The organism is Pantoea sp. sgz302252, assembly GCF_042610525.1.
In the GTDB taxonomy this organism is placed as follows: domain Bacteria; phylum Pseudomonadota; class Gammaproteobacteria; order Enterobacterales; family Enterobacteriaceae; genus Erwinia.
This window is the reverse complement of the sequence record NZ_JBHDVM010000009.1, coordinates 1-23,602: the sequence shown is the minus strand read 5'-3', so window position 1 is coordinate 23,602 and position 23,602 is coordinate 1. Positions and strand designations below refer to the sequence as shown.

Sequence of the window (23,602 nt, the reverse complement as noted above, 5' to 3'; positions counted from 1 at the left end):
GAAGGCCCTTTAGTCTGCGGATAATCTTTGGGGTGATGAAAATCAGAATTTATAGCGCATGCCCAGGTTGCCGGTATAGCCTTCCGTACCTGCGCCGAAGCTGTGCGAATATTTCACCTGCGCGTAGACGCTGAAGTGCGGGTTAAGCTGGCTGCTGATGCCCGCGCCCGCCTGCCAGTAGTTGCGGCGCACGTCCGGGGTCATTTTTTCGTCATTCATTTCAATGCCTGGCGTATGCCCCAGCATCTGTACCACGTCCGCCTGCAGATAAGGCTTCAGCACAGGGTTATCGTAATAAAGGCGTATGCCTTCACGCAGCTGGGCCACCATTTTGTTCTGATCGCTCAGCTTGACGTCGCTGGCATAAGTCTGGCTGATGTTCATATATTGCCCCATCGCCTGCAGCTGCGGTTCGATCTTCAACTGGCCGCCCAGCGAAAGCGGTATACCGGTTTCTACCGAGGCGACTACGCCGTAGCTGTCCATTTTGGCATTGGTCAGGCTGGAGAAATTATTGCTGTAGCGCGTAACCTGCACCACGTTATCCAGATAGGCGCCGCTATCATGCCAGGCCGTCAGATAGCCACCGAGACCATAAGCGGTAGTATCTATTTTGCCGACATCGACTGAGAGCTCCGATCTCAGGCTGCGAGCGGTATCCTTGTTCTCGCTGCGCTGGTGCCCCAGCGTCATCAGCGGGCCAGCCGTCAGATGCCAGCCGCTGGCGAGCGGCACGCGCACCAGGTCGCCGCCCAGTTGCAGGTATACGCTATTGACATTGAACGCAAAACGGCCTGCATCATAGCTGTCGTGACGCCCCGATACCCGCGCCCACCAGGCCGTACCCTGCTGGTAAGCATCCAGACGCTCGTGCCAGGCACCAATAGTGTCGAAACCGTAGGCCGAGTTCAGGTAAGGCGCGACCAGATAGCCAGCCGTTTCTGGCCTGTAGGCTTTGACTCCTGGCGAAGGCGCTGGTGCAGGATCGGGATCGGGGATAACATCGGTATCGGTGGATTCGCCCGGATCTACCGGCGTCAGCGAAGATTGCAGATACCAGTTGTTCTCGCCGACCTTATTCAGGAGGTACTGATAGTTCCCCGCCACCAGCGTATTTTTCTGGTTAAACTCTGCCGCAGAAGCATCACCAGCCACGCTGACCAGCAGAATACCGCTGTTAGTTAACGCGCCCATTCCGCCTCTGTTACTGATGGTTACATCATAGGCGCCTGAGGCATCGCCGCTCACCAGCAGTTTATCGCTGAGCGAGCTGTCGTCGCCCAGCTGCGTATTGAAGTAAAACGCGCCGGAACCGGTGAGATCGCCATCTACGGTTACCGTGCTGTAGCCTGAAGCGTTGTTGAAGATGACCGAACCGCTATTCAGCGCCAGGTTTTTCAGGTTGGAATCGGCGGTGACCAGCCAGCTGCTGGCACTGTTAAGGATAAGCTGGTTAACGTTTTGCGTCGCGCCGTTCAGCGTTGAGCTGTTTGCCAGCGTCAGGCTGACCGGGCTGTCGTAGCTGTCGACGATAATATCGCCCAGCAGCTGTGAACTGTTATCCGCCGTGACGTTAACCGTAGAGGTTAACACCGTGCCATCGTCGGTTTCGTTTGCAAGCACGCTTACCGCCGTGCCGTTGCCGCCATAAACCAACGTATTGTTATCAAGCGACAGATCCAGCGCGGAACCTTTTACCAGCACGCCGGTGCCCGCTTCGCTGCTTAACGTCGTGTTATCCAACGCTACCGTACTTTTCAGCGTATCTGACCAGCTGGTGGCATAGAGCCCGACGGCGCCGGGTTTATCCGCTGGCGTGGCCGTCCCCGTATTGGCGATAACGCTATTGCTGATAGTGTAGTTGCCGAGCACCGCCAGCATGCCGAAAGCGTTGTCTCCGGAAGCGGTGACGGTGACGTTGTCGGCATTAATGGTTGCGGACGAACCGGCATACAGGCCTGCGCTCTCATCGCCGGAAGCGGTTATCTCGCTGCCGTTGATTGTCACCGAGCCGCTGCTGGAGGCGGCTACGCCATAGGCTGTTTTACCCTCAGTCACCAGGGTGGAACCGGTAAGCGTTGCAGAGCCACCATTCTTAGCCCACACGCTATACGCCCCAGGGCCGGAGGTTTTAACCGAGGAATCGTTCAGCGTGAGGCTGCCGAGAATATAGGCACCGGTGGCTTTTGTGCTGATTTCCGTGTTAGTTAAATGCAGTTCGCCTGTTCTTGACGCAATAACGCCATAAGCCGTGTCGCCAAGCGTTGTTATGTGGGAGTTGGTTAAGGTGATTACCCCTGAAGATACGTTATCCGCCTGTGCATACGCACCATAACTCTCTTCGCCAGAGGTGATAACGGTTACGTTTTCTCCCACAATGCTGGCCCTGGTAAGCATGCCATAGCTTTGTTTACCCCAGGTTTGCACCGTTACGTCCGCCAGGGTTACGTCGCCACGATAGGCATTCAGCGCATGCGCTAACTCGCCGGTAGTCATAAAGCTGGCGTTAGCGGCATCCAGCGTTGCCTCCCCCATATAAACGCTATAAGAGCCTTTTCCGTTAGTCATGTAAGTACCGCCACGAACAACGGCATTGGAGCCTTCAACAATAGAAAGGGCATAAGAGCCAAAGTTATTGGTCGTAACGTTAACATTAGTTAACTCTACATCCGCTTTCATGGCGAGTATCCCGCCATAATTTACGCTAATGGTACTGTCGCTTAATGTTAAGGTGCTTTTAGTCTCACCGTTATGGCCAACCTTAATGGCCTGACAATTTTGCTGACTGGCTGAGCTAATAGTAATATCGCTGCCGGTAAAACTCCCCTGAAATACATCAATTGCTATACGTGCGCCTGTTCCGGATAAGTTAATATTCGCATTATTTATGCTGACTTCGCCATCGACGCCTTCGTAAGAATCTATTGTGATACCGCTTATTATGCTGCTCAGCGTCAGGTTATCGGCAGTTAGCATACCTCCTGCCACCTTAATAGCTTCGTTACCACCGTTATTAATTACAGATGTATTAATAAGGTTAATATTGCTGTCCTTTGCATTTATTGTAGCGCCGGTTGCTGCCAGCGAGCCGCCGGTAACCGCCAGCGTTCCTGACGTTATTACTACCGCGCTGGAACTTGTTCCCTGGGCGCTTAAGGCAGCATTATTTAACGTCAGGCTACCGCCATCGGTTACGCGAGCAACCGGTGTCAAGGCTCCCGAGGTAGAAAAAGAGAGTCCGTTGTCGGTTACTATTTCGCTTCCCGCCCCGGAAACCTGAAGAGGGATATCATCCGCCTCTGTAGAATAGTACTCTGAAGTAACCTGAAGGGTGGTGCCGTCATTCACCATCCATGGCGAAACCGCGACGGCATAATAAGGTGTAAGCAGTAGCGGAAAAAAACCGAGGGCGAAAGGCCGTGATTTGCTAGCCATAGTGCATCCTTTCGTTAATATCCATAAAATAGCGCGTTTTACCCGGCTTTTTAGCGGAAAGCTATTTCTGGCTCCTTGCAATTAAGCAGCCAATAAGAGGGTGATGAGTCCAAAGCTTCCTGCTCAGACCTTTCGGGCGCGCCGGGCGTCCTTTTTTGGCTATACTAATTGATAGCCATAAAGCCGAGAAGCATTTTTTTGATTTTTTTTACGAAATTAGGACAAAGCCAGACTTTATTTATCAATTCGAATAACGTTAAAAACTTACTGGATCTTTTAATCGCTTCAAATATAACTTTAAAGCCGACAAAAAAGCAGAATTTTCCTGGATACATTTTCTTCGCCTCTGTTTTTATTATAAAATAAAGCGAGGAAATCTTTATTTAATGCGGAATATTGCCTGCTCGATCAGGGTTAGTAATCGGCAGAATGTTATTTCCCGCAGAAAAATACGCTTATTGAAATCGCTATTTGGAATTAATAAAAAATCACCTGCCGCTGAGCGTTTAAAAGCGCCACGGGATCGGCACCGCTACTGGTTGCTGACAGAAAAAGTACAACCAGGCAATGCCAAAGGGGGATTTTAGGCAGGCATAGCCTTATTCTTAGCGGGCGCCAGTTACAGCGCCTGCGCGCAGGCCCAGGCCGAGCTCCAGGCCCACTGGAAGTTATAGCCACCAAGCCAGCCCGTGACGTCCACAACTTCACCGATAAAGTAAAGGCCCGGCACCTCGCGTGCCTCCATGGTTTTGGAAGAAAGCGCGTCGGTATCAACGCCACCCAGCGTCACTTCAGCCGTACGGTAGCCTTCGGTGCCGTTGGGCTGCACTCGCCAGCCGTGCAGCACTTCTGCCAGCTCGTTTTGCTGGCGGCTGTTGAGCTGCTTTAACGTGCATTCAGGTACTATTCCCAGCAGTTGCAAACACTCGACCAGGCGGCGAGGCAATACTTTAGCCAGCGTATTTTTCAGACTCTGATTGGGATGTGCCTCGCGCTCTTCGCTGATAAAGGCGCCGAGTTCACGTTCCGGCGAGAGATCGATGATGATATGTTCACCCGGCTGCCAGTAGCTGGATAACTGCAACACCGCCGGGCCAGAGAGGCCACGATGGGTAAACAGCAGCGCTTCTTTAAAAAGGGTGCCGTCTTCCGCTTTAATTACGGCAGGCACAGCGACGCCGGAAAGCGTTTGTAGCTGTTCAAGCAGCGGCTTATGCAGAGTAAAAGGCACCAGCCCCGCCCGCGTAGGGAAAACCTTCAGCCCGAACTGCTCCGCGATTTTATAGCCAAAAGGCGAAGCGCCCAGTCCCGGCATCGACAGGCCGCCGGAAGCGATGACCAGTTTTTCGGCCTGTACCGTGCCGCCGTTCAGTTCCAGGGTATAGCCTTCGTCGTGAGTCACTTTCAGTACTTCGCTACGCAACCGCAGCGTTACCTGGCCCGCCTCGCACTCTTTCAGCAGCAGATCCACAATTTGTTGTGCCGAATCGTCGCAAAATAGCTGGCCCAGCGTTTTCTCATGCCACTGGATACCGTGCCGGTTGACCAGATCGATAAAATCCCATTGGGTGTAGCGCGCCAGCGCGGATTTACAAAAATGCGGATTATGCGACAGATAGGCAGCAGGCTCGGTATAAAGGTTGGTAAAGTTGCAGCGGCCGCCGCCCGACATCAGGATTTTACGTCCGGCCTTTTTGCCGTTATCCACCACCAGCACGCGTTTGCCCCGCTGCCCCGCCAGGGCGGCGCAGAACAGGCCAGCCGCGCCGGCACCGATTACGATAACGTCAAATTTTTCCACACTGCTCTCCGGCCTGCCGCTTAAAAAACGGTGATTGTAATGACAAGCGCCGTTGGCCGCCAGCGTCATAAAAGCGTCACAGGGCGCCAGCTTTGCAACTGAATGATTTTCATACGCTTCAGGGCCGCTATTTGCTCCGGTTGACGCATTAATGTCAAAAAAAGTCTATATTTCACTTTCCCCAGGCGCGGTTTCTCGCTGATAATGCGCCGCGTTCATGTCCTCCAAAATGGCGTAACGCTTATGCTACATCTGTTTGCTGGTCTTGATTATCATACCGGCCTGTTACTCGTCCTGGCCCTGCTCTTTGTTTTGTTTTACGAAGCCATCAACGGCTTCCACGACACGGCAAACGCGGTGGCTACCGTAATTTATACCCGAGCAATGCGATCGCAACTGGCGGTGGTGATGGCCGGCGTATTTAACTTCTTTGGCGTACTGCTGGGCGGGCTAAGCGTTGCTTACGCTATCGTTCATCTGCTACCCACCGATTTGCTGCTTAACGTGGGATCGGCTCACGGTCTGGCGATGGTCTTTTCCATGCTGCTGGCCGCTATTATCTGGAATCTGGGCACCTGGTATTTCGGCCTGCCTGCTTCCAGTTCTCATACCCTCATCGGGGCCATTATCGGCATTGGCCTGACCAACGCGCTGCTTACCGGCACTTCGGTGGTGGACGCGCTGAATATCCCGAAAATGATCGGCATCTTTCTGTCGCTGGTGATCTCGCCGATTGTCGGCCTGGTGCTGGCTGGCGGCCTGGTGTTTATCCTGCGCCGCTGCTGGAGCGGCAGTAAAAAACGCCGCCGTATTCATATGACGCCAGCGGAACGCGAGAAGATTGACGGCAAGAAAAAGCCGCCGTTCTGGACGCGTATTGCCCTGATTGTCTCGGCTATCGGCGTGAGCTATTCGCACGGCGCTAATGACGGGCAGAAAGGCATCGGCCTGATTATGCTGGTGCTGATCGGCGTAGCGCCAGCGGGCTTCATCGTTAATATGAATGCTTCCGGCTACGACATCACGCGCACGCGCGATGCGGTTAATCATCTGGAACAGTATTATCAGCAGCATGGCGACGTGCTGACGCAGATGATGCAGATGGCGCCGCCCGCGCTGCCGACGCCGGAGCAAAATCCGGGCAATCCGCAAGAGTTCCACTGCGATGTCACTCGCGTGATGCCTGCCATTGAGCGCACTCAGGGCTTGCTGAATAATCTGCAAAGCTACGATGCGCTTAACGTCGAGCAGCGCAGCCAGCTGCGTCGTCTGCTGATGTGTATTTCTGATACCGCCGATAAAACGGCTAAGCTGCCAACCGTGCCTGCCGAAGACCAGCGTTTTCTCAGCAAGCTGAAAGGCGATATGCTGAACACAGTTGAATACGCACCGGTCTGGATCATCATCGCTGTCGCCTTAGCGCTGTCGCTTGGCACTATGGTGGGCTGGCGCCGCGTCGCCACCACTATCGGCGAGAAAATCGGCAAAAAAGGCATGACCTATGCTCAGGGGATGTCCGCGCAGATGACCGCTGCGGTCTCTATCGGCGTAGCCAGCTATACCGGCATGCCGGTGTCGACGACCCACGTGCTCTCTTCTTCCGTCGCCGGGACTATGCTGGTTGACGGCGGCGGCGTGCAGGGCAAGACGATCAAGAACATCCTGCTGGCCTGGGTGTTCACGCTGCCGGTGTCTATTGTGCTGTCAGGTAGCCTTTACTGGCTGGCGCTGAAGCTGGTGCCTTGATTCATCAAGCCGAAACAGTTTAAGGGCGGGGGCATTTCCCCGCCCTTTTTTATTGGCTTTAGTGCCAGATAAGCAGGCCGATCAGGCTAATAAACACCAGCCCGCACAGCGAGCTGGTCAGGATAAACTGGCCGCGCACCCGTTCGCAGCGGCGAATAAATTCCTCGTCGTGATGATCGCGATAGCGTTGTAGCCAGATGTAGCGCACCAGCCGCACCTGTTTACCCGGCTGGCCGTGAGAAGTAAAAAAGCCTGCGCCATCAACATATTGATAGAGCAAAGGATCGCAGCCGCGAAGCACCACTAACAGCGCGCGCAAAGAAGAAAAGTAGCGTGCCATATTCACCAGACAAACCACGCAAAGTGCCCAAAAAAGTGCAATGGTGCTAATCATGATCCCCTCCACGACAAGGCTCTGTCGATCGACGCGACGGGCGCCGCCTGCACAGAGTTGAGCCAACCCCATGACCAGACTGTGATAACGGCAAAATCGCCGCTCAGCGTTTTTATCTCTTCAGTTTAGGAGATGAGTTGAATATTTTGCCAGCGCCCCAGCCGCCGCGATAAAAAAGAGCGCGCGATTCATGTTGATCCGGCTCGCAAAGGTGAGGCGCAAACCGGGATTTGTTAACAATTTTCGCTATACTGAACAGATAATAAATGCGCTCTATCAGGCGCCACGAACCCTGCCACATCGCATTAATTCAATGTGTTATGATGCCAGACTGCCTGCGAATACGCAGCCGCACCGAATGGAAGGAGTAGCGTTATGTCTTACAAACACATTCTGATTGCCGTGGATTTGTCACCGGAAAGTAAACTGCTGGTCGCTAAAGCGGTTTCTATGGCTCGTCCTTACGATGCCAAAGTCTCGCTGATCCACGTTGATGTTAATTACTCCGATCTTTATACCGGCCTGATTGACGTCAATCTTGGCGATATGCAAAAAAGGATTTCCGAAGAGACCCACAGCGCGCTGTCCGATATTTCTGCCAGCGCTGGCTATCCGATTTCCGAAACCCTTAGCGGTAGCGGCGATCTGGGCCAGGTGCTGGTGGATGCCATCAAGCGCTACGACGTGGATCTGGTGGTCTGCGGCCATCACCAGGATTTCTGGAGCAAACTGATGTCCTCTGCGCGCCAGCTAATCAATACCGTACATATCGATATGCTGATTGTGCCGCTGCGCGACGAAGAAGAAGGCTAAGGCTTTCACTTTGGACCATAAAAAAGCCGCTTTCGCCTGTTGGATGAAAGCGGCTTTTTAGCGGTGTGAGGCGCGCCCCGAAAGAGGTTATTGCTCGTTCAGCGGCGGATAGATATCGAAACGGTGGCTTTTGGTGACGATAGCGGACTGCGTCACTATGCCCGCCAGCGGAGGCGCATAGTCGGGCCGTTTGACCACTACCCGCTTTTTCGCCAGCCGCCGCGCCGGTTCCAGCAGCCCGTCCGCATCTTCATCCGCGCCGACCAAAGTCTGAAAAACACGCATCTCTTTTTTTACCAGCGCGCTTTTTTGCCGGTGCGGATACATGGGATCCAGATAGACCACGTCCGGCTTTTCGCCAAGCTGCGCCAGCGCTTCCAGGCTGGAGGCGTGCAGCAGCGTCAGCCGTTGCTGTAACCAGCCACCGATTTCCGCGTTGCGATAGCCGCGCTGAAGGCCATCGTCCAGCAGTGCGGCTACCACCGGATGCCGTTCCAGCATCTGCACGCGGCAGCCCAGCGAAGCCAGCACGAAAGCGTCGCGGCCCAGGCCCGCAGTGGCATCGGTCACCACGGGTAAATAGCTGCCCTTGATGCCAACCGCTTTAGCCACCGCTTCGCCGCGGCCGCCGCCAAAGCGACGCCGGTGCGCCATCGCGCCCTCAACGAAATCAACAAAGATGCCGCCCAGTTTAGGCTCGTCGCGCTTGCGCAGCTCCAGATGTTCGGCGGTCATAACCAGTGCCATCGGCGCGTTTTCATCGTGCTCCAGCCGCCAGCGCTCGGCCAAAAGAGATAAGGCGCCGTTTCCGGCGCCCGCTTCGTCAACTAAGCAAATCTTCACTCAACCTGTTCCTGAATGCCGTAGTGCGCCAGCATCGCGTCCAGCTGCGGCTCGCGACCGCGGAAGCGTTTGAACAGCTCCATAGGCTCTTCGGAGCCGCCGCGCGTCAGGATGTTGTCCAGGAAAGACTGGCCCGTTTCGCGATTGAAAATTCCCTCTTGTTCAAAGCGCGAATAAGCGTCTGCCGCCAGCACGTCCGCCCACAGGTAGCTGTAATAGCCCGCCGCGTAACCGCCAGCAAAGATGTGGCTAAAGGCATGCGGGAAGCGACCCCAGGCCGGGCTCGGCACCACGGCCACCAGCTTTTTAATCTCTTTTAACATTTCCAGGATCTGCGCGCCTTTAGCCGGATCGAACTCGGCGTGCAGGCGGAAGTCGAACAGGCCGAACTCGAGCTGACGCAGGATAAACAGCGCCGCCTGGTAGTTTTTCGCCGCCAGCATTTTGTCCAGCAGCGCCTGAGGCAGCGGCTCGCCGGTTTCGTAATGGCCGGAGATAAAGGCCAGCGCGTCCGGCTCCCAGCACCAGTTTTCCATAAACTGGCTCGGCAGCTCTACCGCATCCCACGGCACGCCATTGATGCCGGACACACCCGGAGTTTCAATGCGGGTCAGCATATGGTGTAAGCCGTGTCCGAACTCGTGGAACAGCGTGGTCACTTCATCATGCGTGAACAGCGCGGGTTTGCCGCCCAACGGACGGTTAAAGTTACAGGTCAGATAAGCTACAGGCTTTTGCAGTGAACCGTCGGCGCGGCGCATCTGGCCTACGCAGTCGTCCATCCATGCGCCGCCGCGTTTATTTTCGCGTGCATAAAGATCCAGATAGAAGCTGCCGCGCAGCTCGCCGCTTTCATCAAACAGATCGAAGAAGCGCACGTCCGGATGATAGACATCCACGTCTTTACGTTCTTTAGCCGTGATGCCGTAAATGCGTTTAACCACTTCAAACAGGCCGTTGACCGCACGCTCTTCCGGGAAGTAAGGACGCAGCTGCTCGTCGCTAATAGCATAGAGGTGCTGCTTCTGCTTTTCGCCGTAGTAAGTGAGATCCCACGGGTTCAGCTCGTCGATGCCATGCTCTTTTTTAGCGAACGCGCGAAGCTGCTCCAGCTCTTTTTCTGCCTGCGGACGAGCGCGTTTAGCTAAATCGGTCAGGAAGTCGGTAACCTGCGCCGGGTTTTCGGCCATTTTAGTCGCCAGCGATTTATCGGCATAGGAGGAGAAGCCCAGCAGCTCTGCCAGTTCGTGACGCAGCGCCAGCGTTTCCGCCATCACTTCGCTGTTGTCCCATTTACCGGCATTCGGCCCCTGATCGGAGGCGCGGGTTGAATAGGCGCGATACATCTCTTCGCGCAGCGCCTGGTTGTCGCAGTAGGTCATCACTGGCAGATAGCTTGGAATATCCAGCGTCAGCAGCCAGCCTTCCTGCTCTTTCGCTTCAGCCTGCGCTTTGGCAGCGGCCAGCGCGCTTTCCGGCATGCCTGCCAGTTCGCTTTCGTCGGTAATCAGCTTGCTCCAGCCCATAGTGGCGTCGAGCACGTTATTGCTGTAGGTGGAACCCAGTTCGGAGAGGCGCGCGGCGATTTCGCCATAGCGTTTTTGCTTCTCTTTTGACAGGCCGATACCGGAAAGCTCAAAGTCGCGCAGCGCGTTATCCACCGCTTTTTTCTGCGGCGCGCTCAGCGTTGCGTAGCCGGTCTCTTTCAGGTTGCGGTAAGCCTGATAAAGCCCTTCGTGCTGGCCTACCCATGTGCTGTATTCCGACAGCAGCGGCAGCGTTTGCTCATAGGCCTGACGCAGTTCCGGGCTGTTTTTAACTGAATTCAGGTGGCTGACCGGCGAGAATAAACGGCTCAGACGGTCGTCCACTTCGGAAATTGGCTGCACCAGGTTTTCCCACGTGTAGGGCGCGCCCTGGGCGACAGCTTTTTCCACTGCCGCGCGGCAATCTTCCAGCGCGGTTGTTACCGCCGGCACCACGTGTTCTGGTTTGATGGCGGAAAAAGGGGGAAGCGTAAAAGAAGTCAGCAACGGATTGGTCATAGCGCAGTCCTTGTTATCGATGTATGAGGCGCGTTGCCGCGCGCGATTAAGCTAACATGAGGCTAAGTGTAGCGAAAATCAATGGGGCGACGACGCTCGCCAAAAAGGGAATTGCCTGGGAAGCGCAGCGGGAGCATACTTTTTCCGCTATCTATTTTTTGCTTAACAGGGAGCGTCTTTTATGTGGTATTGCCTTGCCGCATCACTGTTCTTTCTGCCCTTTTACCGCCGGGTTTCGCTGGGCCTGCTGGCCGTGTCGCTGATTGCCGCCGTCAGCAACCACACTTTGCAACTGCCTGCGATTGGCGTGCTGGCGGCAATAGGTGCCGTGGCATTTTTTTGCCACCGCCAGCAGGAGCGCAACGCGTTGACGCTGGCGGCGGAAGCCTTTCTGGTGTGCAGCGCCGTCGCGTTAATGCTGCATCTGCTGCCTGGTTTCCAGAATCTGGTGGTGGTTTCCGGCGTCAAGGCCGGGCCGGAGAGCGCGCCCTTCACTTTCTGGTACAACTTCGATAAGGCACTGGTTCCCTTTGTGCTGCTGGGCACGCTGCCGACGCTGTTAAAACGTCCCGCCGTTCCGCCCGCCAATCGCCTGTGGTGGCTGGTTTTGCTGCTCTCTGCGCCGCTTTTGCTGCTGGTGGCAACGCTGGCTGGCGGCCTGCGCGTGGAGTCGCACTCTCCCGCCTGGCTCGGCTCTTTTATGCTGGCTAATCTCTTTTTTGTTTCGCTGGCGGAAGAGGCGCTGTTTCGCGGCTGGCTGCAACAGCGGCTAAGCGAGCGGCTGGGCAATTTTTGGGGCCTGGCTATCGCCGCCGTGCTGTTCGGGCTGGCGCATGCGCCAGGCGGCGCTCTGCTGGTCTGTTTTGCAGCGCTGGCTGGCGTGATTTATGGTTTGGCCTGGCTGTGGAGCGGGCGGGTGTGGGTCTCTACGCTGCTTCACTTTGCCTTTAACCTGCTGCATCTGCTGTTTTTTACCTACCCTTTCTGGCAGCACCAGAGCGGATAGCGCATTTTTTCCGCCGGAGCGTTATACTATGCCCGACTCGTGCCGCTCAGGCGGCACACTTGCTTTTCTCCCACCGGACAGATCCCACGACATGCTGAGTTATCGCCACAGTTTTCACGCCGGCAACCACGCCGACGTTCTCAAACATACCGTTCAGAGCCTGATCATCGACGCGCTCAACGAGAAAGAGAAACCTTACCTTTATCTCGATACCCATGCGGGCGCCGGACGCTATCAGCTGAGCAGCGAGCATGCCGAACGTACCGGCGAGTATCTGGAAGGGATTGCCCGGATCTGGCAGCAGGACGACGTGCCGGCCGAGCTGGAGAGCTATCTTTCCTGTATCAAAGCGCTGAACCCTAACGGCAAATTACGTTTTTATCCCGGCTCGCCGCTAATTGCCCGTCATTTGCTGCGTGAAGACGACAAGCTGAATCTGACCGAGCTGCATCCAAGCGACTTTCCGCTGCTGCGCAACGAATTTTCTAAAGACGATCGCGCTCGTACCGAACGAGCCGATGGCTATCAGCAGTTAAAGGCGAAACTGCCGCCGCCGTCGCGCCGCGGGCTAATCCTGATCGATCCGCCTTATGAGCTGAAAACGGACTACCAGGCCGTGGTAAAAGGCATCCAGGAAGGCTACAAGCGTTTCGGCACCGGCGTGTTCGCACTTTGGTATCCAGTGGTATTACGTCAGCAGATTAAGCGTATGGTGGCCGATCTGGAAGCGACCGGCATTCGCCGTATTTTGCAGATTGAGCTGGCCGTGCGTCCGGACAGCGACCAGCGCGGCATGACCGCTTCCGGCATGATCGTGATTAACCCGCCGTGGAAGCTGGAACAGCAGATGAACAATGTGCTGCCGTGGCTGCACAAGCAGCTGGTTCCGACTGGCACCGGCCACACCAAAGTTAGCTGGATTGTACCGGAGTAACACTGTAGCGCCGGTCGGGCTATTTCGACCGGCTTTTTGCGGCTAAAGCGGGAACACGGCGAAGTCGTGCGCCATCTCGGTAGCGGGGAAAATTTCCCGGCATTCTGCCAGTAGCCGCTCAGTGTCCTCACGCAGATAGCGCGAGCTGAGGTGGGTAATTATCAGCCTTTTTGCTTGTGCTTCCTTTGCCATCGTAGCCGCCTGTACCGTTGAAGAGTGCCCACGGCTGTTGGCTTTCTCTTCCATCGCCGCCTCCAGCGTCGCCTCATGCACCACCACATCTGCCCCGGCCGCCAGCTCTTTCGCTGCTGGTCCAGGCGCGGTATCACCGAAAATAGCCAGCGTCAGCCCTTTTTTCGACGGGCCAAGATAGCGGCTACCGTCCACTACGCGCCCGTCTTCCATCGTGACGGTTTTACCCTGCTTTAGCTGCTGGAAAAGCCGTCCTGGCTTGATGCCGTCTGCCAGCAAACGCTCTGCGTCCAGCGTGCCCGGGCGATCGTGCTCTTCGATACGAAAGCCATAGCATTCCACAGGATGCGTGAGCGGATAAGCGATTACGCGAAAATGTTCATCGCGGAAAACTTCCCCGGCGCCGATCTCCACGATTTCCAACGGAAAGGTTAGCCAGGAGCCGCTCAGGCTAAGCGAAGTTTCGACAAAAGCTTTTATACCCGGCGGCCCATAAAGCGTGATCCCCTCGCTGATGCCGTTCATTGAGCGGCTGGTCAGCAAGCCCGGCAGGCCGAAGATATGGTCGCCGTGCAGATGGGTAATAAAGATTTTTTCCAGCTTACCGGGCTTTGTCGCGCTGCGCATAATCTGGTGTTGAGTGCCTTCGCCGCAGTCAAACAGCCAGCTGCCGCTGCGCACGCCCTGTAAGTTTAACGCGATGCTGGTAACGTTGCGCTGGCGGCTGGGCGTCCCCGCGCCGGTACCTAAGAAAAGCAGTTCCATTTAATCTCTCTTTGCCGGTTTTAAAGCTAAAAATATCTGTCAGGCTGTCACGCGTCCCGCCCTATCACAATCATAGACGCAAACTTTGCGGCATCCGGCTTACAGGCGTTACACTATGCGCAGTTTATTTGACTCTATATGGAACTCTTTCGATGACCAAACACTATGACTACCTTGCTATCGGCGGCGGCAGCGGCGGCATCGCTTCCATTAATCGTGCGGCTATGTATGGCCAGAAATGCGCGCTGATCGAGGCGAAAGACCTTGGCGGCACCTGCGTGAACGTTGGCTGCGTGCCGAAAAAAGTGATGTGGCATGCGGCGCAGATCGCAGAAGCTATTCATCAGTATGGCCCTGACTACGGCTTTAATACCACCGTCAACAGCTTTGACTGGGCGACGCTGGTTAAGAACCGCAGCGCCTATATCGATCGCATCCATACCTCTTACGATAACGTGCTGGGCAAGAATAAAGTAGATGTTATCAAAGGTTTCGCTCGTTTTGTCGATGCGCATACCGTGGAAGTAAACGGTGAAAAAATCACGGCCGATCATATTTTGATTGCTACAGGTGGTCGTCCGAGCCATCCGTCTATTCCGGGCGCGGAATACGGCATCGATTCCGATGGTTTCTTCGATCTGGACGCGCTGCCAAAACGCACTGCTGTCGTGGGCGCGGGCTATATCGCCGTTGAGATCGCTGGCGTGGTTAACGCGCTGGGTTCCGAAACCCATTTGTTCGTGCGTAAGCATGCGCCGCTGCGCACCTTCGATCCGCTGATTGTGGATACGCTGGTGGAAGTGATGAATGCGGAAGGCCCAACGCTGCATACCGAGTCGATCCCGAAAGCAGTGGTTAAAAATGCCGACGGCAGCCTGACGCTGCAGCTGGAAAACGGCAAAGAGCAGACCGTGGATTGCCTGGTCTGGGCAATTGGCCGCGAACCGGCGACCGATAACCTGAACCTGAACGTGACCGGCGTCGAGCTGAATGAGAAAGGCTATATTCAGGTCGATAAGTACCAGAATACCAATGTTAAAGGTATTTATGCGGTCGGCGATAACACCGGCGCGGTAGAGCTGACGCCGGTAGCCGTGGCCGCTGGCCGTCGCCTTTCCGAGCGTCTGTTTAACAACAAGCCGGACGAGCATCTGGATTACAGCAACGTGCCAACCGTGGTCTTTAGCCATCCGCCAATCGGCACCGTGGGCCTGAGCGAGCCGGAAGCGCGCGAGAAGTACGGCGACGAAGAGGTGAAGGTATATAAATCCGCCTTTACCGCGATGTATACCGCCGTCACGCAGCACCGCCAGCCATGCCGCATGAAGCTGGTTTGCGTGGGCAAAGACGAGAAAATCGTCGGCATTCACGGTATCGGCTACGGCATGGATGAGATGCTACAAGGCTTCGCGGTAGCGCTGAAAATGGGCGCGACCAAGAAAGACTTTGATAATACTGTGGCTATCCACCCAACCGGTGCGGAAGAGTTTGTCACTATGCGCTAATTGCGCGTTTAGTCTGAAGGGCCAGCTATCGCTGGCCTGAGATTGATGACAAACCCAGGTCGCGTTTAAATCTGTGGCAGAGCAGCAGAGGCAGATCGGAACATGGACACGCCGTGAAATCATCCCTGATGGCTCGGTTGGCGCGTCCATGCGCCCACCTATCCGCTCAGCCTCTGCCGCTATCAAGCTGCAGCATTGCTGTAAAAAGAGGCAGTCCTGATGAAGGGTTCAGGTTTGTCAGCAGCCTGAAGGGCCAGCTATCGCTGGCCTTTTTTATTGGCCTCAGCTGGCAGCGCCTTAAGCGAGCAGTGGTTGATAAATCGCGGCAGAGTATCCAACGGCAGATAGCGTAGCTGGCCATTTTCCGCTTTCAGCAGCGCCTGAAAAGACATCGCAGGAAAACCGTTGAACACCATGGTCAGCGCCATAGCCGGGCCTTCTTTAAGCTGCCGTTCGGAAACGATAACCTGGCTCATGCGCCAGCGCTGGGCCAGATCCGATTTCACAAGGTTGAGCTGCCAGGCGGGGTTTTGCGCCTCCAGCTGCGAGTTGTAGCGGCCGTAGAGCGTGCGGTAGGCTCGCTGCCTTAGTGAACCGGCTTCGGGCGACTGTAGCTGTTTGTCCAGGCTGATTTCGCAGCGTAGCTGGTAGCTGTCGGCAAAATAGCTGCTGCCAGCCGCCGGGCTTACTAACGAGGTGATAAAGAAATCGATCGCCAGCGTATCGGTTTTAACTGTCGTCGCGTTTTGTCCGCTCTGGTTCTGCCACCTGTCGGGCGCAACACGGGTCAGGATCATTAACGGCGCATCCTGCGTGCTTATGTAAGCAACGATCGGCGGCAGGCTAATATAGCCATTTGGAACGGGCACCGGGATGCTCAACGTTTGCGGGTCAGGGTTAGGTTTGGCCCCGTCCTGCGGCAGTCGCCAAAGCTTTACCAGTGGCGGATGCTCTGCCGGTTTGCCGTTTTCCACCAGCCGCAGATCTTCCGCCGACCAGGCCAGCCCCATTAGCCCCGTTCCCTGTTCCTTACCCAGCCGGACAACTGACAAAGGCTCGTCCGTCTCTGCGGCGTTAAGGGAAAAGCGCTGCAGCGAACCGGCCTGACTATTGCCCAATTTCTGTCGCGCTACGGTCAGACGCGTGGCGTAATCTTTTCCGCTGTCATCGCGGATAAATCTTGTGCCATCCGGCGCAACCGCCACGCCGCGAGCAAATGCCAGCGCATGCGTAACCTCGCCACGGTTATCTCGTTCAAAGAGCATGTCATGGGACAGAAAGCGGTACTGATTATGAATCGAGGTTTGCGGGCCGTTCAGAGCGTAATCGCTCATCGGGGTTCTGCTCTCGCCCTGTAAAAATACGTTTTGCTCAATTTTGACGGTGGTTTTGTTACGGCCCAGCACGCCGCGATGGGTCAGTGAGATCAGCGTTGGCTTACCGTCAATCATGGCGAATTTGTTTATCGAAGCGTCAGCGTCCAGCGTACAGGCATCAGATGTTCCCGGACAGTTGGGCAGGGTCAGCAGATAGCCCGCCTTCGGCGCCGCGTCCTGGCGAGTAATAGCAAAAGGGATCAGATGTACGCTGGTTTCGGTAAAAGAGTTACGTGCCAGCGACACCAGCGATGGCAGCCCCGCGCCTGCGGCCTGACCCGTTAAAATTGGCGGCGTCGCTACCAGCGCATCGGGGAACGAAACTGCCTTGACGCTGCTGCTCTCTGGCGGCGTAGCCAGTATGCGCATTTTCACGGTATTGCGCCTGAAGTAGAAAGTGCGGATGCCGAAGTCTTTGCCTGCATCGCTGACGCTATCCTCAGGCACGGCGCGACCTACGATATAGTCATCGGCACGGGCAGGCTGAGGATCATATTCGAAATAAGTTGAGCTTCTTCTGCTGTGGAAAGAGCCTGCTCCGCCAAGTGTTACGCCCAGCAAGACTTCTTTAGCCTCATGCTCGCATCCCGTATAGGCCGACAGTGGATCCTGCGTGTTTCCCTGCCGATTGATTTGGCGGCATAAACGGTAGGCGGACTGCTGTAGCTGGCTGTCGCAATCGTCCTGGGTGTAGCCATAAGTCGCGTAGCCGTGGCGATAACAGAGATCGTGCATGACGCAAGCCTGACGAAAGCGTAAAGAGATATCCGAACCGTCCGCAGCGGGCTTGAAGGCGACTTTTTCCATCATTTTTGGAATAGAGCAGTTCAGGCCGGTGCCCTGGCCGCCAATAATCGCTTCCGTGACCAGCGAGGAGCGAAAAGTGGTAAAGGTGGAAGGCGCTTCCGTTTCTTCCGGCTGCGCCAGATCCGGGAAAACTTTCTCGGCGGCCACGCCGCTAAATAAGCGGCAGGCGATAAATACGGCGACCAGTAAAAGCAACAGGCAGGCTATGATCCTGAGCCAGCGATGGGAACGAATAAAATATCTTATTTTCGCCATAAAAAACGCCTCTCCGCCCGGTGCTGTATGCCAACAGCTTTCTTATGAATAATGCAGGGAGTATAGGCGCGCTTATATTTACGCAGGGGAAGGAAAAGCAACTTCAAAATAAAAATTGAAAGGAGCAGGCGCGTACGCGATTAATCACCGGTGCGATGATAAAAAAATATTTTTATGTCCGTAAGCGCGGTAGCAGACAAAACAGCAGGCCAGCCCGAACTGGCCTGCTGTTAAGCTAATCAGAAGGAATAGGTTACGCCCGCATAATAAGCGCGACCCGGTTCGTTATAGGTGGAAGCGCCTTCGTTTTCACGATAGATGCGTTTATCAAACAGGTTGCTGATCCCTGCTTTGAGCTGGACGTTTTTCACCACTTTATAGTCAGCGCCAATGCCAACTACGGAGTAAGCGCCAACTTTTTTATCCGACAGCCCCTCTTTCTCCGTATTAATTTCCGCATACTGGCGCGGCTTTTGTTTACCATAGAACGTCCAGTTCAGATTGGCGGAAAGCTTGTCCGTCACCTGATAGTCCAGCATGGTGTTTATAGTGTATTCAGGAATAATCGACAGCGGGTTGCCGGTGTCTTTATTTTCTGAAGTGATCATATAGGTCGCGTTAGTACGCCATTCCAGCTTCTCTTTGATCAACGGAATGGTCAGGTTACCTTCCAGCCCTTCCACCAGCGCCTTGCCGCCATTTTCCCAGCGCAGGACATTATAATTGTCCGAGGTTTTAGCAATAATATCGGTTCCGGCAACGATTTTATTTTTATAATCGTTGCGGAAATAAGTAATGCCGGCAGCATAGCCGTCTTTGTTGAAATCCAACCCAATTTCTTTATTGATGCTGATTTCCGGATCCAGATCCGTATTGCCTATCAGATAACACTGGTTGGTTATACCGATAGGGCAACCATTGCCGCGAGTTTTCAGCAAATAGCCTTCGGTTGACTGATAAAGATTAGGCGCTTTAAAGACGCGCGCGATACCCGCCTTCAGTTTGAAATATTCGCCCAGCGCCTGGGATGCGTTCAGACTGGGGCTAAAGTTGCCGCCAAATTTGTCATGATAATCAAAGCGCAAGCCGGGGATGAGGTTGGTGCCCACCACAGGTTCAATATTATCTTCAAAGTAGATAGCGCTCAGTTCCGCACTGTTTTTGGCGCTGCGATCGTCGCTGATCCCGCCGCCTGTACCGCCATTAGTGCTGGTGGCCTGCATAGAATCCGGATCGTTGAGCGCCTCGCGGTTCCACTCTGCGCCCAGCGTTAGCGTCTGTTCCAGCCATTTTTCTACCGGAATGGTGACTTCGCCGCTGGCGCGGTAATTTTGCAGGCGGCTGGTGCCATACTCTTCTTTATCGATCATGCCTTCATTACGCCCTGTTGTGCCTTCATGCAGGCGCGTGTTGTTGGTCTTTTCGTAATAGAAGCCGACTTTTGACTGGCCCCAGTCCCATACGCCGTTGTGCGTCACGCCGTAATTCTGACGATACATCCGGTTGGTTTCATGGCCGTACAGCATTGGCACCAGGCTGCTGATATTGCCGTTGCTGTGCTGGGTATCGCCCGCATAGATATTGCCCTGTCGACTGTAGCCGAGGTCAAAATCCAGGATTTGCGTCGGCGTGATTTTCCACGATAGCTGGGCGTTGATATCCTTATTGCGTACGCCTTCCCGCCCCGCCGCATAGCTGCCGTTTTCTGCCGTATTAATATCAAAAGCGTCGGCATCGGTTTTGTTGATATTACCGTAGAGCCGCATGGTGAGCGCCTCGCCCGCCAGCGGGCCGCTCAGGCTGAAGTTGGCGCGTCTGGTATCGCCTTCCTTGCTGTTTTCCGGCTGATTGGTAAACAGCGACAGCGAACCATGCCAGTCATTGGTGGGTCGTTTGGTGATGATATTAATCACGCCGCCCGCCGCGCCGGAACCGTAGCGTGCCGCAGCCGGGCCGCGCAGCACTTCTATACGCTCCACCATTTCCGCCGGCACCCAGTTACTGTCGCCACGCGTATCGCGTTCGCCGCGCCAGCTATAACGCACGGAATTGCGCGAGCGCGTCGGTACGCCGTCGATGAGGATTAGCGTATTTTCCGGGCCCATGCCACGGATATCGATTTGCCGATTGTTGCCACGGCTGCCGGTGGCGCTATTGCCGGTCAGATTGACGCCGGGCATTTTGCGGATGATATCGGAGAGGTCATTAACGGGCGGGTCTTTGGCAATATCTTCCGCGGTGATAACTGAAACGCCGGGCTGCTGCTTTAGCTGCTCTTCGGCAGAACGAGTCACCACCATTTGAGCTTCATCGCTTTTTACTTCTTCTGCGGCGAAAACCGGGCCGCTTAAAATACCGGCAAGCGCTATCGCCAGCTTTTTGTACTGCAACGCATTTGAGTCAACCATGATAATCCAGTCCCTGAATATGTCTGTTTGTTTCAATGAATGCGTATGATAACGATAATTGTTACTGTTTGCATAGATTCTACATAACTTCACACTTTATCCATGATTGTTGAAAAAATAAGCGGTGCTTTCATGGCTGCCAGTCTTAGATTTTGGCGATGCCACTCCCCCTGATCCCCTGATTATGTCGTTAAAAATTTGTTTTAACTTGCTAACGGGAAAAGCGCTAAGGTTATTGAATCAACCACAAGCTGAGGAAAATAAGCATGAGCACTTTCACGACGCAGGATGGCACGCAGATTTATTATAAAGACTGGGGTAAAGGCAAGCCGGTACTGTTTAGTCACGGCTGGCCATTGGATGCGGATATGTGGGACAGCCAGCTTAATTTCCTGGCTGAACGCGGCTATCGTGCTATCGCCTTTGACCGCCGCGGCTTTGGCCGTTCCGATCAACCGTGGGATGGCTATAACTATGATACTTTCGCCGCCGACATCAACGATCTGATTGAGCATCTGGATTTACGCGACGTGACGCTGGTCGGCTTTTCTATGGGCGGCGGGGACGTAACTCGCTATATCGGCCGCTACGGCAGCGAACGCATTAGCGGGCTGGCGCTGCTGGGTGCGGTTACGCCGATTTTTATAAAAACCGATGATCATCCCGAAGGCGTGGAAAAATCCGTTTTCGATGATATCAAGGCAGGTTTGCGTAAAGATCGCGCGCAGTTTATCAGCGATTTCGCTACGCCTTTCTATGGCCTGAATAAGGGGATGACGGTGTCAGAGGGAGTAAAAACGCAGACATTGAATATTGCGCTGCTGGCTTCACTGAAAGGCACGCTGGATTGCGTCACTGCCTTTTCAGAAACCGACTTCCGCCCGGACGTGCAGAAAATCGATGTGCCTACGCTGGTGATCCACGGCAGCAGCGACCAGGTGGTGCCTTTTGAAGCGACCGGCAAGCTGGCCGCAGAAACAATCAAAGGCGCGCAGCTGAAAATTTATGACGGCGCGCCGCACGGCTTTGCCGTTACCCATCAGCAGCAGTTGAATGAAGATTTACTGGCTTTCCTGCAGTCGCATTGAGTTTAAGGGGCCACGGCCCCTTTTATTAGTTCTGCGGACGCAGCGAGATTTCACCGCCAACCCAGGATTTACGCACGCCGTCCTGTTCCAGAATCAAACCGCCCTGCTGATCGATGCCTCTGGCGATGCCCGGAATTTCTCGATCGCCAATCAGCAGCTTCACCGGACGATCCATAAAGTTATCCAGCCTGCTCCAGCGTTCAACAAAGGGCGCAAGGCCTTCACGTTCAAACTGCTGAAGAGAGTCGCGCATCTTATTTACCAGCGCGGCTGCCAGCGTATTACGATCAATCGCAACGCCCGCTTCCTGCAAATTGATCCACGCCTGGTTGACTACGCTGCTGTCCGGTGAGCGCATGGCCAAATTAATACCGGTGCCGATAACGATATTAGCCGCATCTCCCGCTTTTCCAGTCAGTTCGACTAAAATGCCCGCTAGTTTACGATCGTTAAGGTAAAGATCGTTGGGCCATTTTACTTTGACATCCGTTGCACCCAGCGCCTGCAGTACTTCTGCCGTGACTATCCCTATCACCAGGCTTAACCCCATGGCAGCCAGCGGCCCCTGCTCCAGCCGCCAGTACATGGAAAGATAAAGATTGGCACCAAAAGGAGAGAACCACTGGCGTCCGCGACGGCCGCGTCCCGCCTGCTGATACTCTGCCACACAGGCGTCGCCGGATTGCAGATCCGCCATTCTGTCCAGCAGATACTGATTGGTAGAGTCGATCACCGGGATCACCGCCAGCCGTCCGTGATCGAGCTGCGTAATGATGGTTTCTTCATTTAACAGCTGGATTGGCGCTGGCAGGCTATAGCCTTTGCCGGTTACGGTGAAGACATCGATTCCCCACTCTTTTAGTGTCTGAATATGTTTATTGATCGCGGCACGACTCATGCCCAGCTGCTCGCCAAGCTGCTCACCCGAGTGGAATTCACCGTCGGCGAGGATCGCAATAAGTTTTAGCGGTACTGTCTGATCTTTCATGCAATCACTCCTACGGCATCCTGTTCACCCTGTGCACCGATGAATCGCACCTCAGGTTCAAGCCATACGTTAAATTTCTGACCAACGCGCTGACGCACCTCATGCGCTAAGGCTACGATATCGCCGCTGGTCGCCTGATGCTGATTGATCAACACCAGCGCCTGCTGCTGATGAACTGCCGCTCCGCCTATTGCAAAGCCTTTCAGATCGCAGCGATCGATCAGCCAGCCAGCGGCTAACTTGACGCTGCCATCGGCCTGCGGATAGCGCGGCGCATCTGGCCAGGCGGCCATAATAGCATTTGCCTGCTCTACGCTGACCACCGGGTTTTTAAAGAAGCTGCCAGCATTGCCTGTTTTAGCAGGATCGGGCAGTTTGCTGCTGCGCATCTGGCAAACGGTATCGAATATTTGCTGCGGCGTTGCCGTTTGCGGGGAAAGTTTGCCTAAATCGCCGTAGGAGAGTACTGGTTGCCACTTTTTATTCAGAATAAGCCCGACAGCAACGATAGCGTAGCCGTACTGGTATTTATGTTTAAAGATGCTGTCGCGGTAGCCAAACTGGCAGGCCTCAGTTGGCAGACGTTCAATTTCGCCGGTAGCCAGATGCAGGACATCAACATATTCACAGATGCTTTTCAGCTCTACGCCATAAGCGCCGATATTTTGAATAGGCGCGGAACCCGTGCAGCCAGGGATCATCGCCATGTTTTCCAGGCCGGGCAGACCTTTCTCCAGCGTGTATTTAACCAGCTGATGCCAGTTTTCCCCGGCGCCGACGTGCAGATGCCAGGCCTCTGCACCCTCTTTTACCGCTATACCTTTGATACGATTGATAATGGCTTTGCCCTGAAAATCATCTAAAAACAGGATGTTGCTGCCTTCGCCGATCAGTAAGACGGGCTGTTGGCGAAGCTGGCTCTCCTGCCAGGCAGCGCTTAAGGCCTCTGGCGTGGTGGCTATGATGAGTTCCTGAGCAAAGCGATCAAGATTAAAGGTATTAAAAGGTTTCAGAGAGTGCTGCTGGCTGGACATGAGACGGCCTTAACAAATTTAACTGCCGGTAGTTTACCCGATCCGGGCCGGGAGCGTGGAGGGATTTACTGTTAGGGGGCTAGTGGTTTTGCCAAAACAGGCTGCGATGCAGGCTTTTCTGAGGTTCAAACGCAAAAAACCCCGGCCTTTCGGTCGGGGTTATCGCA

Annotated in this window: 16 protein-coding genes; 6 read left to right on the top strand and 10 right to left on the bottom strand. The window is 54.8% G+C overall.

All coding sequences use genetic code 11. The annotated features are described in order from the left end of the window. Nucleotides 1-42 precede the first annotated feature (42 nt). Both ACETPC_RS16325 and ACETPC_RS16320 read right to left on the bottom strand, forming a co-directional pair. On the bottom strand, nucleotides 43-3,435 hold the full coding sequence (locus ACETPC_RS16325) for an autotransporter outer membrane beta-barrel domain-containing protein (RefSeq protein ID WP_380183095.1): 3,393 nt from the start codon (nucleotides 3,433-3,435) through the stop codon (nucleotides 43-45). Nucleotides 3,436-4,054: 619 nt separating this feature from the next. Then, entirely contained in the window at nucleotides 4,055-5,236 is a 1,182-nt protein-coding gene (locus ACETPC_RS16320) for an NAD(P)/FAD-dependent oxidoreductase (RefSeq protein WP_380183094.1), read from the bottom strand. A gap of 243 nt (nucleotides 5,237-5,479) precedes the next feature. On the opposite strand from ACETPC_RS16320, the gene pitA reads away from it, so the two are divergent. Beyond that, nucleotides 5,480-6,982, top strand: a complete 1,503-nt coding sequence (gene pitA / locus ACETPC_RS16315; RefSeq protein ID WP_380183092.1) for an inorganic phosphate transporter PitA — start codon at nucleotides 5,480-5,482, stop codon at nucleotides 6,980-6,982. A 58-nt stretch (nucleotides 6,983-7,040) separates the two neighbouring features. Here the strand turns inward: pitA and uspB are convergent, their stop codons facing one another. Next, nucleotides 7,041-7,376: a universal stress protein UspB gene (uspB, locus tag ACETPC_RS16310; protein ID WP_380183090.1), complete on the bottom strand. Its 336-nt coding sequence runs from the start codon at nucleotides 7,374-7,376 to the stop codon at nucleotides 7,041-7,043. A 375-nt stretch (nucleotides 7,377-7,751) separates the two neighbouring features. Between uspB and uspA the strand changes: the two genes are divergently transcribed. After that, entirely contained in the window at nucleotides 7,752-8,189 is a 438-nt protein-coding gene (uspA, locus tag ACETPC_RS16305) for a universal stress protein UspA (protein ID WP_380183088.1), read from the top strand. Between the two features lie 87 nt (nucleotides 8,190-8,276). Here uspA and rsmJ read toward each other — a convergent pair whose 3' ends face one another. After that, nucleotides 8,277-9,032, bottom strand: coding sequence for a 16S rRNA (guanine(1516)-N(2))-methyltransferase RsmJ (rsmJ, locus tag ACETPC_RS16300; RefSeq protein WP_380183086.1), 756 nt, complete (start codon nucleotides 9,030-9,032; stop codon nucleotides 8,277-8,279). After that, a complete protein-coding gene (gene prlC / locus ACETPC_RS16295; protein WP_380183084.1) occupies nucleotides 9,029-11,077 on the bottom strand; it encodes an oligopeptidase A in 2,049 nt (682 codons plus the stop codon). The genes rsmJ and prlC overlap by 4 nt, the downstream gene beginning before the upstream one ends. A gap of 181 nt (nucleotides 11,078-11,258) precedes the next feature. Here prlC and ACETPC_RS16290 point away from each other — a divergent pair, with 181 nt between their 5' ends. Then, nucleotides 11,259-12,083 carry a CPBP family intramembrane glutamic endopeptidase gene (locus ACETPC_RS16290; RefSeq protein ID WP_380183082.1) on the top strand — a complete coding sequence of 275 codons (825 nt, stop codon included), beginning with the start codon at nucleotides 11,259-11,261 and terminating at the stop codon, nucleotides 12,081-12,083. A gap of 91 nt (nucleotides 12,084-12,174) precedes the next feature. Beyond that, nucleotides 12,175-13,017 carry a 23S rRNA (adenine(2030)-N(6))-methyltransferase RlmJ gene (locus ACETPC_RS16285; RefSeq protein WP_380183080.1) on the top strand — a complete coding sequence of 281 codons (843 nt, stop codon included), beginning with the start codon at nucleotides 12,175-12,177 and terminating at the stop codon, nucleotides 13,015-13,017. A gap of 42 nt (nucleotides 13,018-13,059) precedes the next feature. Here ACETPC_RS16285 and rnz read toward each other — a convergent pair whose 3' ends face one another. Beyond that, the gene (gene rnz, locus ACETPC_RS16280) at nucleotides 13,060-13,974 is read right to left on the bottom strand and encodes a ribonuclease Z (RefSeq protein ID WP_380183078.1); all 915 of its coding nucleotides are present in this window, start codon (nucleotides 13,972-13,974) and stop codon (nucleotides 13,060-13,062) included. A 152-nt stretch (nucleotides 13,975-14,126) separates the two neighbouring features. Between rnz and gorA the strand changes: the two genes are divergently transcribed. After that, the gene (gene gorA / locus ACETPC_RS16275; protein ID WP_380183076.1) at nucleotides 14,127-15,479 is read left to right on the top strand and encodes a glutathione-disulfide reductase; all 1,353 of its coding nucleotides are present in this window, start codon (nucleotides 14,127-14,129) and stop codon (nucleotides 15,477-15,479) included. 257 nt (nucleotides 15,480-15,736) lie between these two features. Here the strand turns inward: gorA and ACETPC_RS16270 are convergent, their stop codons facing one another. Together ACETPC_RS16270 and ACETPC_RS16265 are read right to left on the bottom strand one after the other, a co-directional pair. Next, nucleotides 15,737-17,917, bottom strand: a complete 2,181-nt coding sequence (locus tag ACETPC_RS16270) for a hypothetical protein (protein WP_380183074.1) — start codon at nucleotides 17,915-17,917, stop codon at nucleotides 15,737-15,739. Nucleotides 17,918-18,156: 239 nt separating this feature from the next. Beyond that, a complete protein-coding gene (locus ACETPC_RS16265; RefSeq protein ID WP_380183072.1) occupies nucleotides 18,157-20,325 on the bottom strand; it encodes a TonB-dependent siderophore receptor in 2,169 nt (722 codons plus the stop codon). Nucleotides 20,326-20,591: 266 nt separating this feature from the next. On the opposite strand from ACETPC_RS16265, the gene ACETPC_RS16260 reads away from it, so the two are divergent. Further along, nucleotides 20,592-21,413 (top strand): alpha/beta fold hydrolase, encoded by an 822-nt coding sequence (locus tag ACETPC_RS16260; RefSeq protein ID WP_380183070.1) that lies wholly within the window; start codon nucleotides 20,592-20,594, stop codon nucleotides 21,411-21,413. Between the two features lie 25 nt (nucleotides 21,414-21,438). On the opposite strand, the gene birA is transcribed toward ACETPC_RS16260, so the two are convergent. Then, nucleotides 21,439-22,401, bottom strand: coding sequence for a bifunctional biotin--[acetyl-CoA-carboxylase] ligase/biotin operon repressor BirA (gene birA / locus ACETPC_RS16255; protein WP_380183068.1), 963 nt, complete (start codon nucleotides 22,399-22,401; stop codon nucleotides 21,439-21,441). After that, nucleotides 22,398-23,435, bottom strand: a complete 1,038-nt coding sequence (murB, locus tag ACETPC_RS16250; RefSeq protein ID WP_380183066.1) for a UDP-N-acetylmuramate dehydrogenase — start codon at nucleotides 23,433-23,435, stop codon at nucleotides 22,398-22,400. Before murB ends, birA begins: the two co-directional genes overlap by 4 nt. Between the last annotated feature and the right edge of the window lie 167 nt (nucleotides 23,436-23,602).

Bases quoted from the DNA above. Each gene is read 5' to 3' on its own strand.
- ACETPC_RS16325 (WP_380183095.1), bottom strand. From the start codon at position 3,435: ATGGCTAGCAAATCACGGCCTTTCGCCCTCGGTTTTTTTCCGCTACTG.
- ACETPC_RS16260 (WP_380183070.1), top strand. From the start codon at position 20,592: ATGAGCACTTTCACGACGCAGGATGGCACGCAGATTTATTATAAAGAC.
- ACETPC_RS16285 (WP_380183080.1), top strand. From the start codon at position 12,175: ATGCTGAGTTATCGCCACAGTTTTCACGCCGGCAACCACGCCGACGTT.
- ACETPC_RS16270 (WP_380183074.1), bottom strand. From the start codon at position 17,917: ATGGCGAAAATAAGATATTTTATTCGTTCCCATCGCTGGCTCAGGATC.
- murB (WP_380183066.1), bottom strand. From the start codon at position 23,435: ATGTCCAGCCAGCAGCACTCTCTGAAACCTTTTAATACCTTTAATCTT.
- gorA (WP_380183076.1), top strand. From the start codon at position 14,127: ATGACCAAACACTATGACTACCTTGCTATCGGCGGCGGCAGCGGCGGC.
- rnz (WP_380183078.1), bottom strand. From the start codon at position 13,974: ATGGAACTGCTTTTCTTAGGTACCGGCGCGGGGACGCCCAGCCGCCAG.
- uspB (WP_380183090.1), bottom strand. From the start codon at position 7,376: ATGATTAGCACCATTGCACTTTTTTGGGCACTTTGCGTGGTTTGTCTG.
- birA (WP_380183068.1), bottom strand. From the start codon at position 22,401: ATGAAAGATCAGACAGTACCGCTAAAACTTATTGCGATCCTCGCCGAC.
- uspA (WP_380183088.1), top strand. From the start codon at position 7,752: ATGTCTTACAAACACATTCTGATTGCCGTGGATTTGTCACCGGAAAGT.
- prlC (WP_380183084.1), bottom strand. From the start codon at position 11,077: ATGACCAATCCGTTGCTGACTTCTTTTACGCTTCCCCCTTTTTCCGCC.
- pitA (WP_380183092.1), top strand. From the start codon at position 5,480: ATGCTACATCTGTTTGCTGGTCTTGATTATCATACCGGCCTGTTACTC.
- ACETPC_RS16290 (WP_380183082.1), top strand. From the start codon at position 11,259: ATGTGGTATTGCCTTGCCGCATCACTGTTCTTTCTGCCCTTTTACCGC.
- ACETPC_RS16265 (WP_380183072.1), bottom strand. From the start codon at position 20,325: ATGGTTGACTCAAATGCGTTGCAGTACAAAAAGCTGGCGATAGCGCTT.